The 14384-nt window shown below is 60.7% G+C and carries 13 protein-coding genes; 8 read left to right on the top strand and 5 right to left on the bottom strand.

Translation table 11 applies throughout. The annotated features are described in order from the left end of the window. Positions 1-66 precede the first annotated feature (66 nt). The gene (locus APH28_RS04080) at positions 67-843 is read left to right on the top strand and encodes a DeoR/GlpR family DNA-binding transcription regulator (RefSeq protein WP_027917103.1); all 777 of its coding nucleotides are present in this window, start codon (positions 67-69) and stop codon (positions 841-843) included. Positions 844-845: 2 nt separating this feature from the next. Then, positions 846-2681: a glutamine--fructose-6-phosphate transaminase (isomerizing) gene (gene glmS / locus APH28_RS04075; RefSeq protein WP_060507756.1), complete on the top strand. Its 1836-nt coding sequence runs from the start codon at positions 846-848 to the stop codon at positions 2679-2681. A 72-nt stretch (positions 2682-2753) separates the two neighbouring features. On the opposite strand, the gene APH28_RS04070 is transcribed toward glmS, so the two are convergent. After that, a complete protein-coding gene (locus APH28_RS04070; protein WP_082432257.1) occupies positions 2754-3176 on the bottom strand; it encodes a DoxX family protein in 423 nt (140 codons plus the stop codon). Positions 3177-3506: 330 nt separating this feature from the next. Between APH28_RS04070 and APH28_RS04065 the strand changes: the two genes are divergently transcribed. Together APH28_RS04065 and APH28_RS04060 are read left to right on the top strand one after the other, a co-directional pair. Beyond that, positions 3507-4805 (top strand): MFS transporter, encoded by a 1299-nt coding sequence (locus APH28_RS04065; protein ID WP_060507755.1) that lies wholly within the window; start codon positions 3507-3509, stop codon positions 4803-4805. Next, a complete protein-coding gene (locus tag APH28_RS04060) occupies positions 4802-5572 on the top strand; it encodes a substrate-binding domain-containing protein (protein WP_060507754.1) in 771 nt (256 codons plus the stop codon). The genes APH28_RS04065 and APH28_RS04060 overlap by 4 nt, the downstream gene beginning before the upstream one ends. Here the strand turns inward: APH28_RS04060 and APH28_RS04055 are convergent. Both APH28_RS04055 and lpdA read right to left on the bottom strand, forming a co-directional pair. Continuing rightward, on the bottom strand, positions 5558-6466 hold the full coding sequence (locus APH28_RS04055; protein ID WP_060507753.1) for a LysR family transcriptional regulator: 909 nt from the start codon (positions 6464-6466) through the stop codon (positions 5558-5560). The two genes, APH28_RS04060 and APH28_RS04055, sit on opposite strands and share 15 nt — an antisense overlap. A gap of 74 nt (positions 6467-6540) precedes the next feature. Then, complete coding sequence (gene lpdA / locus APH28_RS04050) at positions 6541-7941, bottom strand: dihydrolipoyl dehydrogenase (protein WP_060507752.1); 1401 nt, start codon at positions 7939-7941, stop codon at positions 6541-6543. A 215-nt stretch (positions 7942-8156) separates the two neighbouring features. Between lpdA and cfaB the strand changes: the two genes are divergently transcribed. Next, positions 8157-9341, top strand: coding sequence for a C17 cyclopropane fatty acid synthase CfaB (cfaB, locus tag APH28_RS04045; RefSeq protein WP_060507751.1), 1185 nt, complete (start codon positions 8157-8159; stop codon positions 9339-9341). Between the two features lie 48 nt (positions 9342-9389). Here the strand turns inward: cfaB and cls are convergent, their stop codons facing one another. Further along, positions 9390-10829, bottom strand: coding sequence for a cardiolipin synthase (cls, locus tag APH28_RS04040; protein WP_060507750.1), 1440 nt, complete (start codon positions 10827-10829; stop codon positions 9390-9392). A gap of 130 nt (positions 10830-10959) precedes the next feature. Here cls and APH28_RS04035 point away from each other — a divergent pair, with 130 nt between their 5' ends. After that, positions 10960-11487 (top strand): DUF3617 domain-containing protein, encoded by a 528-nt coding sequence (locus APH28_RS04035; RefSeq protein ID WP_060507749.1) that lies wholly within the window; start codon positions 10960-10962, stop codon positions 11485-11487. A 3-nt stretch (positions 11488-11490) separates the two neighbouring features. Here the strand turns inward: APH28_RS04035 and folE2 are convergent, their stop codons facing one another. Then, positions 11491-12378 (bottom strand): GTP cyclohydrolase FolE2, encoded by an 888-nt coding sequence (gene folE2, locus APH28_RS04030; RefSeq protein WP_060507748.1) that lies wholly within the window; start codon positions 12376-12378, stop codon positions 11491-11493. Between the two features lie 168 nt (positions 12379-12546). Here folE2 and zigA point away from each other — a divergent pair, with 168 nt between their 5' ends. Continuing rightward, the gene (gene zigA / locus APH28_RS04025) at positions 12547-13755 is read left to right on the top strand and encodes a zinc metallochaperone GTPase ZigA (RefSeq protein WP_060507747.1); all 1209 of its coding nucleotides are present in this window, start codon (positions 12547-12549) and stop codon (positions 13753-13755) included. Beyond that, the gene (locus APH28_RS04020) at positions 13752-14378 is read left to right on the top strand and encodes a DUF1826 domain-containing protein (protein WP_060507746.1); all 627 of its coding nucleotides are present in this window, start codon (positions 13752-13754) and stop codon (positions 14376-14378) included. Before zigA ends, APH28_RS04020 begins: the two co-directional genes overlap by 4 nt. Positions 14379-14384 lie beyond the last annotated feature (6 nt).

Below are 14384 nucleotides of genomic sequence, written 5' to 3'. Positions count from 1 at the left end.
TTGACGAACCGGCCATCTTAGGTTTTGATTGCAACCACTATCTTTCGAATCGAAACTTAACCGCCCATGTCGAAACGAAACACTCCCCAGCGCCGCCACAACATCCTGGCCCTGCTCAGCGAGCAGGGCGAGGTGAGTGTCGACGCCCTGGCCAAGCGTTTCGAAACGTCGGAAGTGACCATCCGCAAGGATCTTGCTGCGCTGGAGGCCAACGGTCTGCTGTTGCGCCGCTACGGCGGTGCGGTGCCAGTACCGCAGGAAATGCTCAGTGAACCCGCGCAACCGGTCTCTGCCTACAAGAAGGCTATCGCCCGTGCTGCGGTCGGGCGTATACGCGAACATGCGCGGATCATCATCGACAGCGGCAGCACCACCGCCGCGATGATCCCGGAGCTCGGTCGCCAACCGGGACTGGTGGTGATGACCAACTCGCTGAATGTGGCCCGTGCCATCAGCGAGGTCGAACATGAGCCGGTGCTGCTGATGACCGGTGGTACCTGGGACCCGCATTCGGAGTCGTTCCAGGGTCAGGTGGCCGAGCAGGTCCTACGCTCTTACGATTTCGACCAGCTGTTCATCGGTGCTGACGGCATCGACCTGCAGCGCGGCACCACCACCTTCAATGAGCTGCTTGGCCTCAGCCGAGTGATGGCCGAGGTGGCCCGTGAAGTGATCGTGATGGTCGAGTCGGACAAGGTCGGGCGCAAGATCCCCAATCTCGAGCTGCCTTGGGGCAGCGTGCACACCCTTATTACAGACGAGCGCCTGCCCGTAGCGGCACGCGAACAGATTCAAGCCCGCGGCATCAACCTGATCTGCGCCGCGATCAGCCAGGAGCAATAATCATGTGTGGAATCGTTGGTGCCGTAGCCGAGCGCAACATCACGGCCATTCTCATCGAAGGCCTAAAGCGTCTTGAGTATCGTGGGTACGACAGTGCCGGCCTGGCCGTCTACACTCAGCAGGGCGAACTGCAGCGCCGCCGCCGCATTGGCAAAGTCGCCGAGCTGGAAGCCGCTGTCGCTGCCGAGCCACTGACCGGCCAGCTGGGCATCGCCCACACCCGTTGGGCCACCCACGGTGCGCCGACCGAAGGCAACGCCCACCCGCATTTCTCCGGTAACGAAGTGGCGGTGGTGCACAACGGCATCATCGAGAACCACGAAGAGCTGCGTGAAGAGCTGAAAGGTCTGGGGTACGTGTTTACCTCGCAGACCGATACCGAAGTCATCGTGCACCTGATCCACCACACCCTGAAGACTGTCCCGGACCTGGCCGATGCGCTGAAATCCGCAGTCAAGCGCTTGCACGGTGCCTATGGCCTGGCACTGATCAGCGTGAAACAGCCTGACCGCCTCGTCGCCGCGCGCAGCGGTAGCCCGCTGGTGATCGGTCTGGGCCACGGCGAGAACTTCCTGGCTTCCGACCAACTGGCCCTGCGCCAGGTCACCGACCGTTTCATGTATCTGGAGGAGGGCGACATCGCCGAGATCCGCCGTGACCAGGTGAAGATCTGGGATCAGGCTGGCCACCCAGTGCAGCGCGAAACCGTGCAATACCACGAAGGCGCCGAAGCCGCCGACAAGGGTGCCTATCGCCACTTCATGCTCAAAGAGATCCACGAGCAGCCGACCGTGGTCCAGCGTACCCTGGAAGGCCGCCTGGGCAAGGACCATGTGCTGGTGCAGGCTTTCGGCCCCCAGGCTGCCGAGCTGTTCGCCAAAGTGCGCAACGTGCAGATCGTGGCCTGTGGTACCAGCTACCACGCCGGCATGGTCGCCCGTTACTGGCTGGAAAGCCTGGCTGGCATTCCTTGCCAGGTCGAAGTGGCCAGCGAATTCCGTTATCGCAAGGTAGTGGTGCAGCCGGACACCCTGTTCGTCTCGATCTCCCAGTCTGGCGAAACCGCCGATACCCTGGCCGCCCTGCGCAACGCCAAGGAACTGGGCTTCCTCGGGAGCCTGGCGATCTGCAACGTCGGCATCAGCTCGCTGGTGCGTGAGTCCGACCTGACCCTGCTGACCCTGGCCGGGCCGGAAATCGGCGTGGCCTCGACCAAGGCGTTCACCACCCAGCTGGTCTCGCTGATGCTGCTGACCCTGGCCCTGGGCCAAGTGCGCGGCACCCTCGAAGCGGGCGTCGAAGCCGGGCTGGTCGAAGAACTGCGCCGCCTGCCAGCGCGCCTGGGTGAAGCCCTGGCCATGGACAGCACCGTGGAGAAAACCGCCGAGCTGTTCGCCGACAAGCACCACACCCTGTTCCTCGGCCGCGGTGCTCAGTATCCAGTGGCCATGGAAGGTGCGCTGAAGCTCAAGGAAATCTCCTACATCCACGCCGAGGCCTACCCGGCCGGTGAGCTCAAGCACGGCCCGCTGGCGCTTGTGGATAACGACATGCCCGTGGTGACCGTGGCGCCGAACAACGAACTGCTGGAGAAACTCAAGTCCAACCTGCAGGAAGTGCGTGCCCGCGGCGGTGAGCTGGTGGTGTTCGCCGACGAGAATGCCGGCATGAGCAACGGCGAAGGTACGCACGTGATCAAGGTGCCACACATCGTCGACGAACTGGCGCCGATTCTTTACACCATCCCGCTGCAGCTGCTGTCGTACTACGTGGCAGTGCTCAAGGGCACTGACGTCGATCAGCCGCGTAACCTGGCGAAGTCGGTGACGGTGGAATAAGCGTTTTCCATCTGGAAAAACCAAAGCCCCGGCTCGATGCCGGGGCTTTTTCATTTGTGCGATCAGTGAGGTTCAAGCTGCTTTCAGTAGGGTCTTCCCTTTGATCTTGCCGATCAGCGCATCAATGCTCAATGCACCGCCGCCAAATGCTGCGATCTGCAACAGGCCACCTGCAATCGAGATGTTCTTGAAGAAGTTGATGAACTGCCCTTGGTCCGCCAGGTTGTTGTGGAAGGCGAAGGCTGCCATCACGGTGAACAGTGCCATGACCACCGCGACGATGCGGGTCTGAAAGCCGATGATCAGCAGTGTCGCGAGGCCGAGTTCAACGCCCAGTGCTGCCAGGTAGCTCAGTAGCGGGAAGGGCAGTCCGCTCGATTCGATATAGGCGATGGTGCCCTCGGGCGAGGTCAGCTTGCTGAAGCCGCTGAGCAGGAACAGCACGGCCAGCAACACACGACCGACGACTGCAGTTGTACCTTTGAAGTTGTTCATCTTGTAGCTCCTGATTCTTGAGTTCGAATGGCTCACCGCGCTGTGCCCGGTGGCGTTGTCTGCGGTATGGGAGCCATTCTGAAGCGCAAGATCGGTCAAGACAATTGGGCTTTAAAGTGAATCATTGTTCCGTTGATTGGGACAATAACGCGAACCCCTCTAAGCGGTGAATATTTCGGATCCTCGGCGCCACGAACCCGAGCACACCCCTCATTGATCGCACTCACGCATCAATTAATGAAAAATGAACGATTATCTCCAGCGCCGCTTTCGACGATCATTCCAGAAATAAGCACTTACAATTATTAAGAAACGCTGGAGATCCACACCATGAGTCTGCCGTCACACTCGGTGCCCGAGGGCAAGTCCAAGGCCGGTATGGTCTTCCGGGTAACGTCCGGAAACTTCCTCGAACAATTCGACTTCTTCCTGTTCGGCTTCTATGCCACGCATATCGCGGCGGCCTTCTTCCCTGCGTCCAATGAATTCGCCTCTTTGATGATGACCTTCGCTGTGTTTGGCGCAGGCTTCCTCATGCGCCCGCTGGGTGCGGTGATCCTGGGTGCTTACATTGATGACGTAGGCCGGCGTAAAGGGCTGATCGTTACCTTGGCGATCATGGCCAGTGGGACCTTGCTGATCGTGCTGGTGCCCGGCTACGCCAGTATCGGGCTTCTGGCTCCGGCGCTGGTGCTGATCGGGCGCTTGCTCCAAGGTTTCTCGGCCGGCGCGGAGCTCGGCGGTGTGTCTGTGTACCTGGCCGAAATGGCAACGCCTGGACACAGGGGCTTCTACGCCAGTTGGCAATCCGCCAGCCAGCAGGTGGCGGTCGTCGTGGCCGCGGCGCTCGGCTTTGGCCTCAACGAGTGGCTGACTGCTGACGAGATTACCCAGTGGGGTTGGCGGATACCGTTTGCTGTGGGCTGCATGATCATCCCGGTCATCTTCCTGCTGCGTCGTAGCCTGCAGGAAACCGAGGAGTTCGCCGCCCGCGAACATCGCCCAACCATGAAGCAGGTGCTGGCGACGCTGGCTGCCAATTCCGGCATGGTGCTGTTCGGCATGCTGATGGTGGCCATGACCACCACGGCCTTCTACATGATCACCGTGTATGCGCCGACCTTTGGCAAGACCGTGCTGCAACTGAGTACCGGTGACGCGCTACTTGTAACCTTGCTGACAGCCGTGTCGAACTTCATCTGGCTGCCCATCGGTGGCGCCCTTAGCGACCGCTTCGGACGCAAGCCGCTGCTGCTGGCCATGTCGCTGATGACCTTGATCACCGCTTACCCGGCACTGTCTTATCTGGCCCAGGCACCGACCTTCGGCCACATGCTTGAAGTGCTGCTGTGGTTCTCGTTCCTGTATGGCATGTACAACGGCGCGATGATCCCGGCGCTGACCGAAATCATGCCGGTGGAAGTCCGTGTGGCCGGTTTTTCGCTGGCTTATAGCCTGGCGACTGCGCTGTTCGGGGGGTTCACCCCGGCTATCTCGACGTGGATGATCCATGTCACCAATGACAAGGCGGCACCTGCCTACTGGATGATGTTTGCCGCGCTGTGTGCATTCGTCGCCACCTGGATGCTGTACCGTCGCTTGGCCCACCGTGCACCGGTGGCCGTATGAGGAACTCGATGAAAGCGTTACTTGCCGCTGCTCTTCTGGCTGGCTGCAGCCTTGCCCAGGCTGCTGAACTGACCGTAATGACCTCGGGCGGCTTCACCGCCGCCTACAAGCAACTGGCACCCAAGTATGCCGCGCAGAGCGGCGATACACTGGTGACCGTGCTCGGGCCCTCGATGGGCAAGGCGCCCGAAGCAATCCCCAATCGCCTGGCTCGTGGTGAGCATGCCGACGTGGTGATCATGGTCGGCTATGCACTGGACGAGCTTATCCGTCAGGGTAAGGTTGACCCGGCTTCACGCGTCGAACTGGCGGACTCGCGCATCGGTATGGTGGTCAAGCAGGGCCAGCCCAAACCCGATATTGGCACCCCCGATCAGCTGAAACAGACGCTGCTGTCGGCAAAATCGGTGGCCTACTCGGATAGCGCCAGTGGCGTGTATATCGAGAAGGAGCTGTACAAGAAGTTGGGCATCGAGGAGCGCCTGGTCGGCAAGAGCACCATGGTCGAGCGCATACCCGTGGCCTCGCAGGTGGCTCAGGGTACCTATGAACTTGGTTTCCAGCAGGTGGCCGAGTTGCTGCCCGTGTCAGGTGTGACGTTCGTTGGCAAGATTCCGGAGAGCCTGCAGTCGGTCACCCGTTTCGCTGCCGCTGTTCCAAAAGGCGCCGAGCACCCTGCCGAGGCGAAACAGCTTCTGCAGTACCTGGCCTCACCTGCCGTGCAGCCTGACGTACGTGCCACCGGCCTGGATTCAGTCGCCCGGTAATACGCCGGGCAATTCCCGAATCAGCCTTACCATCTCAAGTGCCGCAGGCGTCAGCGTGCGGCCGCGGCGCTTGAGCAGGCCCATCTTGCGGCTGACCTGCGGTTCGACCAGTGCAACGCTGGCCAAAATTGGATGAGGTGACATCGGCAGCGCAATCGATGGCACCGCAGCAATACCCAGGCCCGCTTCGATCAGGCCCAGCAGGGTGGTCACATGCCTTGCCTCGCAGACACTCTCTTTGCTCACCTGCATGCCGGCCAACGCCCGGTCCAGTACCAGGCGATTGCCAGACGACTTACCCAGGCTGATGTAGTCATGTTCGTAGGCTTGTGCCCAGGTCACCTTATCCTGCTTGGCCAGGGGATGGTCGTGGCGGCAGGCGATGACGTACTGCTCCTCCAGCAAGTCGCTGAACTCGATCTCCGGAGCGAGATTGCCCGTGAAGCTGAGGCCGAAGTCTGCTTCGCCGGAGGCCAGGGCGGCACTCACCTCGTTGGCGGAGGCGTCGTACAGGTTGATGCGTACTTTCGGGTACAGCGCATGGTAGGCGCGGATCGCATGGGGCATGAAGTAGTAGGCGGCTGACGGCACACAGGCGATGGTCAGGGTGCCGGTGCGCAGTGAGCCACCGTCCCCGACGCTGAGCAGCGCCAGGTCCAGGTCGTCCAGCAGGCGTTCGACCTGGGGCAGGAAGGCGCGCCCGACGTTGGTCAGCGACACCTTGCGCGTGGTCCGTTCGAGCAACTTCACGCCCAGCGCCGACTCGAGTTTCTCGATGCGCCGGCTCAACGCTGACTGGGTAATACGGATGGTGTCGGCCGCACGGCGAAAACTGCCTTGCTCAACGACAGCGCGGAAAGCTTGCAAGTCATTCAGATCGAAGTTGATGCTCAACCGGTGGGGCCCCGCTGGTTTGATCGAAAGCGTGCATCAATGGTATTTCGAAAAAACCGGCGGAGCCAGCGGGGTCAGATTTGCATGGCCATGCCGTGCACGTTCATCGCCGCCTGGCGCAGCGCTTCGGAACGGGTGGGGTGCGGGTGGCAGATGAGGGCGATGTCTTCAGCCGAGGCGGCAAACTCCATGGCCACGCAGAACTCGCCAATCATCTCGCTGACGCTCGGGCCGACCAGGTGCACGCCGAGCACTTCATCGGTGTTGGCATCGGCGATGACCTTGGCGAAGCCTTCGGTCTCGTGGTTGATCTTGGCGCGGCTGTTGGCGGTGAAGGGGAACTTGCCGACCTTGTAGGCGCGGCCTTCGGCCTTCAGCTGCTCTTCGGTCTTGCCGACGGTAGCCAGTTCCGGGCGGGTGTAGATCACGCCGGGGATCAGGTTGTAGTTCACTTCATGGGGCTTGCCGGCGATGCGCTCGATGCAGGCGACCGCTTCGTCTTCAGCCTTGTGCGCCAGCATCGGGCCGGAGGTGACATCGCCGATCACCCATACACCCGGGACCGAGGTGCGGTGGTGCTCGTTGCTCAGCATGCCGCGCTTGTCGGTTTCCAGTCCAACGCTTTCCAGGTTCAGGCCCTTGGTATAAGGACGGCGGCCAATGGCGACCAGCACGTAGTCAGCTTGCAGGGTTTCGACGGCACCGCCGGCAGCCGGCTCGAGGGTCAGGCTGACACCGTCGGTTTCTGTCTTCGCCTGGGTGACCTTGCTGCCAAGCTTGAAGGCCATGCCTTGCTTGGCCAGGGCTTTCTGCAGGGTCTTGGCGGTTTCTTCATCGGTGCCTGGGCAGATGCGGTCCAGGTACTCGATCACGGTGACCTGTGCACCCAGCCGGCGCCACACCGAACCCAGTTCCAGGCCGATGACGCCAGCGCCGATCACCACCAGGTGCTTGGGTACCTGCGGCAGGGCAAGGGCACCGGTGGAGTCGATGATGCGCTGGTTGTCGATGGTCACGCCGGGCAGAGGAGTGGGCTCGGAGCCGGTGGCGATGACGATGTCCTTGGCCTGCAGCGTGGTCTCGCTGCCATCTTCTGCCTTGACGATGACCTTGCCGACGCCATCCAGGCGGCCCCAGCCTTTCACCCAGTCGACCTTGTTCTTGCGGAACAGGTACTCGATGCCCTTGGTCAGGCCGGTCACGCTCTCGTCCTTCTGCTTCATCATCTGGCCGAGGTTGAGCGTTGGCTTCACTTCGATGCCGAGGTGGGCGAACTCGTCGCCGCTTGCGGCTTCATAAAGTTCGGAGGCGTGCAGCAACGCCTTGGATGGCATGCAACCGACGTTAAGGCAGGTGCCACCGAGGGTCGAGCGGCCTTCCACGCAGGCGACACTCAGGCCCAGTTGGCCAGCGCGGATCGCTGCGTTGTAGCCGCCAGGGCCGCCGCCGATGATCACCACGTCATAGGATTTCATGGGTTTTGTACTCCAGATGAGGAAGCGCGAGAGGGGCATAAGGTTAAGCTGAGAAGCGCGGATTGTATACAATCCCTTGCTTTCATCAGATCAGTTGGTTCTAGACCTTGGTCTCGGTTAGAGGAAACCTCCCACGAATGAACTACTCTGATCCGACGGCGTTCGAACTATCAGACGTCGTGGTCTTTTAGGGATAGCGATAGGGAGAGGTGTTCATGCTTGCTCAACTTCCACCGGCACTGCAGAGCCTGCACCTGCCACTGCGGTTCAAGCTGTGGGATGGCAACCAGTTCGATCTGGGACCAAGCCCGCAGGTCACCATCCTGGTCAAGGACCCACAGCTGATCTCACAGCTGACACATCCAAGCATGGACCAGCTGGGCACCGCGTTCGTGGAGGGCAAGCTGGAGCTTGAAGGCGACATCGGCGAAGCGATCCGCGTATGCGACGAGCTCAGCGAAGCACTGTTGACCGGCGAGGATGAGACACCGCCGCAGCGTCTGGCCCACGACAAGAACACCGACGCCCAGTCCATTTCCTACCACTATGATGTTTCCAATGAGTTCTACCAGCTGTGGCTGGATCAGGACATGGCGTATTCCTGCGCTTACTTCCGCGAGCCGGACAATACCCTCGATCAGGCCCAGCAGGATAAGTTCGACCACTTATGCCGCAAGCTGCGCCTGGATGCCGGTGACTATCTGCTGGACGTGGGTTGCGGCTGGGGCGGCTTGTCTCGTTTTGCCGCTCGCGAATATGGTGCCAAGGTGTTCGGCATTACCTTGAGCAAAGAACAGCTGAAACTCGGACGGCAACGGGTCAAGGCCGAAGGGCTGTCCGAGCGGGTCGACCTGCAGATTCTCGACTACCGCGACCTGCCCCAGGATGGCCGTTTCGACAAGGTGGTCAGCGTTGGCATGTTCGAGCACGTTGGCCATGCCAACCTGCCCCTGTATTGCCAGAAGCTGTTCGGCGCCGTGCGCGAAGGTGGCGTGGTGATGAACCATGGCATCACTGCCAAGCACATCGATGGCCGACCTGTCGGGCGAGGGGCGGGTGACTTCATCGACCGTTACGTATTCCCCAATGGCGAGCTGCCGCATCTGTCGATGATCACCGCCAGCATTTGTGAGGCGGGGCTGGAGGTGGTGGACGTCGAGAGCCTGCGCCTGCACTATGCCAAGACACTGCATCACTGGAGCGAAAACCTGGAGAACCAGCTGCACAAGGCGGCGGCGCTGGTGCCGGAGAAGACGCTGCGGATCTGGCGTCTGTACCTGGCCGGCTGTGCCTACGCATTCCAGAAGGGCTGGATCAACCTGCATCAGATTCTGGCCGTGAAGCCATATGCCGATGGTCACCATGATCTGCCCTGGACGCGGGAAGATCTTTATCGCTGAACAGTTATGACGACTGCAGAGGGGCCGCAAAAGCGGCCCCTTCTTCATTTAGAGAATGGGTGAAATCAGCCGAGCTATGCGCATCCCTAACTGCTGAACACGGTGGGTATCGCGGCTGTCTTCTGCAGTGATTTCACGGGCCTCTTCGAAGTCGTCCAGCAACATTGCCTCCACCTGGTCGGCGAACAGGCGGTCCACGGTCAGCAAGGTGATCTCGAAGTTGAGCCGGAACGAGCGGTTGTCCAGATTGGCGCTGCCGATCGCACTGACCTCATCATCCACCAGCACCACCTTCTGGTGCAGGAACCCTGGTTGATAGCGAAACATACGTACCCCGGCCCGAACCGCTTCGAAGGCGAACAGGCTGGAGGCCGCATAGACAATCTTGTGATCGGGCCGAGAGGGGATCAGCACGCGCACATCCACCCCGCGTAGCACCGCCAGGCGTAAGGCGGCAAACACGGCTTCGTCCGGAATGAAGTAGGGGCTGGTGATCCACACCCGCTTTATTGCCGAGTGGATGGCTTCGATGAAGAACAGTGAACAGGTTTCCTGCGGGTCTGCCGGGCCACTGGCCAGGGCTTGGCAAAGCACGCCATTGTCGGGGTAGGTATCCTGCAGGATCAAAGGTGGCAGCTGGCGCGTGGCCCAGTACCAGTCTTCGGCGAACGACTCCTGCAGGCAGGCCAGCACCGGCCCGCTGATCTGCACATGGGTATCGCGCCAAGGTGACAGGTGCGGGTTCTTGCCGAGGTACTCATCACCCACGTTGTGCCCACCGATGAAACCGAGCAGGCCGTCGACCACGACGATCTTGCGGTGGTTGCGGAAGTTGACCTGAAAGCGGTTGAACAATCCTCGACGGGTAGCAAAGGCGTGGATCTGCACACCCCCATCACGCAGCACCTGGCTGTAGCGGGCAGGCAGGGCATGGCTGCCGACACGGTCGTACAGCACGAATACCTTCACACCCTCGGCCGCCTTGCGCAGTAACAACTGCTGCAGGTCTTTGCCAAGGGCGTCGTCGTGGATGATGAAAAACTGCACCAGTACCGCTTCGCGTGCGTGCTCGATGGCGGAGAAGATCGCGTCAAAGGTGGCTTTGCCATTGATCAGCAGCTTCACTTGGTTATTAGCCAGGCAAGGCATTCGGCCGAGTTTCGGCATGGCACGCAAGGCCGCGTAGCTTTCCGATTCTCTGGCAGTGAGGGCTTCCTCTACCCAGGGTCGCCAGTTGAGGCTGGCCATGGCCACGTGCATTTCCTGGTTGGCCTGGCGCCGGGCCTGGATGTAGGCGTAGAACGAGCGGGCCCCAAACACCAGGTAGGGAATCAGCGTGAAGTAGGGAATAAAGAACAACGACATGGCCCAGGCAATCGCGCCTTGGGCGGTACGCACGGTGAACACTGCATGCAACGCGGCGATCATGCCAAGCACGTGAACCAGGCCGAGCACGTAGCCGAAGAAGTAGGGGCTGTGGTAATCCATACGCATCCTGCTTGCCGAATACACAGCGGATAACAGAACACGTTCCAGGTCCGCCTTGCAACCTGAAAGCGGATTTGGCGTCTAAGGCTGAACCCGGCCCATTGGCCGGTTTTTCGAGGAGCGTTCGTTGATGAAGATTCGTCTGCCACTGTTGGCTCTGGCCCTTAGCCTGAGCAGCCCACTGGTGCATGCACAGATGTTGCAACCTGGCCTGTGGGAGCTGACAACCAGCAACATGCAGGTCGATGGCAAGCCGCTACCCGACATGCAATTCATGCTCGGGCAGTTGAAGAACCTGCCGCCGGAACAGCGCGCCATGATGGAAGGAGTGTTGGCCAAGCAGGGCGTTACCATTGGCGGCAATGGCGTGCGTTCGTGCCTGACGCCTGAGCAGGTTCAGACCAACGACATTCCGCTGCAGGATCCGAAGTCGGGCTGCACGCAGAAAATTACTGATCGCACCGGCAATGTCTGGAAGTTTCAGTTCAGCTGCCCCAAAGCCCAGGGCACCGGTCAGGCGACTTTCCTCAGCGACAAGGAATTCACAACCCAGGTCAACGGCACCTTCAATGCCTCGGGCGTTCAGCAGCAAGGCAGCATGAACACCCGGGCCGTATGGCTCGGCAACGACTGTGGAACAGTCAAACCCCGTACTTGAGTTTCACCACTGCCATTGGCTACTGGCGACCGCATCGTGGGCATGCAGGCTCTCTGCATGTTCCACGCGCACCCTGAAGGCGGTAGCCCACCCCAACTGTCGTAGCGACTGATGCAGTCGCCGAGCGGCGTCCTCACAGAACATCAGGTTCTGCCCATTGGCCAAGGCGAACGCCTGTTCGTCTGCACGCTTTACTGCAGTCTGCACTGCCGTACCCAGGCTGGCCTCAATCTGGTCGATCAGTTCGGTTATCGGTAACGACGCGAGATCGTTCTGCAGGCGCACGTTGACTAGCGCCTGGCTGCGCTGGCTATGGGGCGTTGCGACAATACCCTGGCTGCTGCCCAACCATTCCAGCACCTTGCTGCACTCCAGTTGCTGCTCTGAGAAATCGGCCTCGAACTGTTGTTGAATCAGTTGCCTTGCCAGTGCTGCCGAACAGGGGCACGTCGACGAGTAAGGCACACCCACTGATAGTTCCACGTGGAACATTTCATTTTCAAATTTCGCTTCGAGGGTAACCGGATAGCGCTTCCAGCCGGCCAGTGGGCTGACCAAGGCAGGCCGTTTCAGCAGGTGCTCGAATGCCAGATCGAGATAAGCCGCATTGGAAAGCCCCTTATGGCTGGCAAGAAAATCTGCAAGAAGACGGCGGATGGCCAAGAGCGTCAACGGTTGCTGCTCAAGCGATTCCAGCGCGAGGTAGAGGCGAGACATGTGGATGCCGCGCGATGTGCCATCCACCAGGCTGACACCGGCATTGGCCATGGCCGATACATGGCGACCGTCGAACTGGATGGGCAGGGCAATACCGCACATGCCGACCCAATCAAGTGGGGCGGTGTGTTCTTGCGGCTGTGTGGCAATGTCCGGAAGCGTCAGGCTAGTCATTCGGGGTACCAGGCAAAAGGGTCAACGATATCCGCCGACCAGGCTGCAATGCGCATTTTCATATCCGAATTACGCTTGCGACGAATACGACTTGGCGAAATTGTATTGTTACTTTATAACATTATGCAATGCATCGTTTCGAGTGCGTCCGCCTGAAGAGGTTTCACCATGTCACATCGCCTTCCTGTCACCGTGCTTTCCGGCTTCCTTGGCGCCGGCAAAAGCACCTTGCTCAACCATGTGTTGCGAAACCGCGACAACCTGCGGGTCGCGGTGATCGTCAACGACATGAGCGAAATCAACATCGATGCCAGCGAAGTGCAGCGCAACGTCAGCCTCAATCGCGCCGAAGAAAAACTGGTCGAAATGAGCAACGGCTGCATCTGCTGCACCCTGCGCGAGGACCTGCTGGAAGAAGTCGCGCGGCTCGCCGAAGAAGGCCGCTTCGATTACTTGCTGATCGAGTCCACCGGTATCTCAGAGCCACTGCCAGTCGCGGAAACCTTCACCTTTCGCGATGAGCAAGGTCGTAGCCTGTCGGACATGGCGCGCCTGGACACTATGGTCACCGTGGTCGATGGCCTGAACTTCCTGCGTGATTATCAGCAAGCCGACAGCCTGGCCAGTCGTGGCGAGACGCTGGGCGAAGAAGATGAGCGATCCATCAGCGACCTCTTGATCGAACAGGTCGAGTTCGCCGATGTGCTGCTGCTGAGCAAAATCGACCTGATCAGCCAGCACGAGCGCGAAGAGCTCACCGCCATCTTGCGCAGCCTCAATGCCCGCGCGCAGATCGTGCCGATGGTCATGGGTCAGGTGCCACTGGCGCGGATTCTCGATACCGGGCTGTTCGACTTCGACCAGGCCGCACAGGCACCCGGTTGGCTGCAGGAACTGCGCGGCGAGCACATTCCTGAAACCGAGGAGTACGGCATCGCGGCGACCACTTGGGAAGCCCGCCGGCCCCTGCACCCACAACGCTTCTTCGACCTTATCCACAGCACCTGGAGCAATGGGCGACTGCTGCGCTCCAAGGGCTTCTTCTGGCTGGCCAGCAAATTCCAGGAAGCCGGCAGCTGGTCGCAGGCCGGCGGCATGATGCGCCATGGTCTGGCCGGGCGCTGGTGGCGTTTTGTGCCACGCGAGCATTGGCCGCAGGATGAGCAAAGTACTGCGGACATTCTCAAGCATTGGCAGGCCGACACCGGTGATTGCCGCCAAGAGCTGGTGTTCATCGGGCAGAACATCGACTTTGCCAAGTTATCCACAGAGCTTGATGCATGCCTGTTGACCGATGAGGAAATGGACCTGGGGCCCATGGCCTGGCTTCGCCTGCCGGATCCATTCGGCCCCTGGCATGCCGAGGAAGCAGCATGAACCTGGCGGTGCGCCCTGTGGATATCCGCCAGGCGTTTGGTACAGCGCCCAAGGTCCTGACCGAGATTTTTCAAGAAGGCGTGAATCTGGCCGTCTGGCAGCGCCAGTTACCCGCACAAGTGGAAGACTTTGCCGCCTTGGTGGTCAGCCTCGGCCAGTCCCTGGCCGACCAGCGTGTACTCGACGTGAACGAGCACGAGCCGCCGCAACTGCCTGGCCTGCTGCAGGAGGCCGCCGACCTGCACGGCTACGAAGGGTTTGTCGCCGATGTGAAGTGGCTGGTATCAGCCTACACCTGCCTGATCGGAGCACGGCGGGTAGGGCTGCGCCTGCGGGTGCTGCAAGGCGCCATGTGCCCGCGCTTCCATGTGGATAACGTGCCCTTGCGCTTGCTGACCACCTACGTCGGCCCTGGTAGCGAATGGCTGGAAGAAGGCGCAGTAGAGCGGATCGGTCTGCATCTGGCGGCGGCGCCTGTGGATAACATTCGTAGCCTGCAGGCGGGTGAGGTGGCCGTCCTCAAAGGGGAACGATGGCTGGGTAATGAAGGCGCGGGACTGGTGCACCGCTCGCCCGCCAGTGAACAGCGGCGACTCTTGCTCAGCCTTGACTGGCTGGCCTGACGGGGC

The organism is Pseudomonas sp. NBRC 111124, from assembly GCF_001320245.1.
In the GTDB taxonomy this organism is placed as follows: Bacteria; Pseudomonadota; Gammaproteobacteria; order Pseudomonadales; family Pseudomonadaceae; genus Aquipseudomonas.
Note: the sequence above shows the minus strand (reverse complement) of the source record. Positions and strands in the feature narration are given on the sequence as shown.

What these genes read in the sequence shown, in the direction of transcription:
- cfaB (WP_060507751.1), top strand. Translation starts at nt 8,157, where the DNA reads ATGCTTGCTCAACTTCCACCGGCACTGCAGAGCCTGCACCTGCCACTG.
- folE2 (WP_060507748.1), bottom strand. Translation starts at nt 12,378, where the DNA reads ATGACTAGCCTGACGCTTCCGGACATTGCCACACAGCCGCAAGAACAC.
- lpdA (WP_060507752.1), bottom strand. Translation starts at nt 7,941, where the DNA reads ATGAAATCCTATGACGTGGTGATCATCGGCGGCGGCCCTGGCGGCTAC.
- APH28_RS04065 (WP_060507755.1), top strand. Translation starts at nt 3,507, where the DNA reads ATGAGTCTGCCGTCACACTCGGTGCCCGAGGGCAAGTCCAAGGCCGGT.
- zigA (WP_060507747.1), top strand. Translation starts at nt 12,547, where the DNA reads ATGTCACATCGCCTTCCTGTCACCGTGCTTTCCGGCTTCCTTGGCGCC.
- APH28_RS04020 (WP_060507746.1), top strand. Translation starts at nt 13,752, where the DNA reads ATGAACCTGGCGGTGCGCCCTGTGGATATCCGCCAGGCGTTTGGTACA.
- APH28_RS04080 (WP_027917103.1), top strand. Translation starts at nt 67, where the DNA reads ATGTCGAAACGAAACACTCCCCAGCGCCGCCACAACATCCTGGCCCTG.
- APH28_RS04060 (WP_060507754.1), top strand. Translation starts at nt 4,802, where the DNA reads ATGAGGAACTCGATGAAAGCGTTACTTGCCGCTGCTCTTCTGGCTGGC.
- cls (WP_060507750.1), bottom strand. Translation starts at nt 10,829, where the DNA reads ATGGATTACCACAGCCCCTACTTCTTCGGCTACGTGCTCGGCCTGGTT.
- APH28_RS04070 (WP_082432257.1), bottom strand. Translation starts at nt 3,176, where the DNA reads ATGAACAACTTCAAAGGTACAACTGCAGTCGTCGGTCGTGTGTTGCTG.
- glmS (WP_060507756.1), top strand. Translation starts at nt 846, where the DNA reads ATGTGTGGAATCGTTGGTGCCGTAGCCGAGCGCAACATCACGGCCATT.
- APH28_RS04035 (WP_060507749.1), top strand. Translation starts at nt 10,960, where the DNA reads ATGAAGATTCGTCTGCCACTGTTGGCTCTGGCCCTTAGCCTGAGCAGC.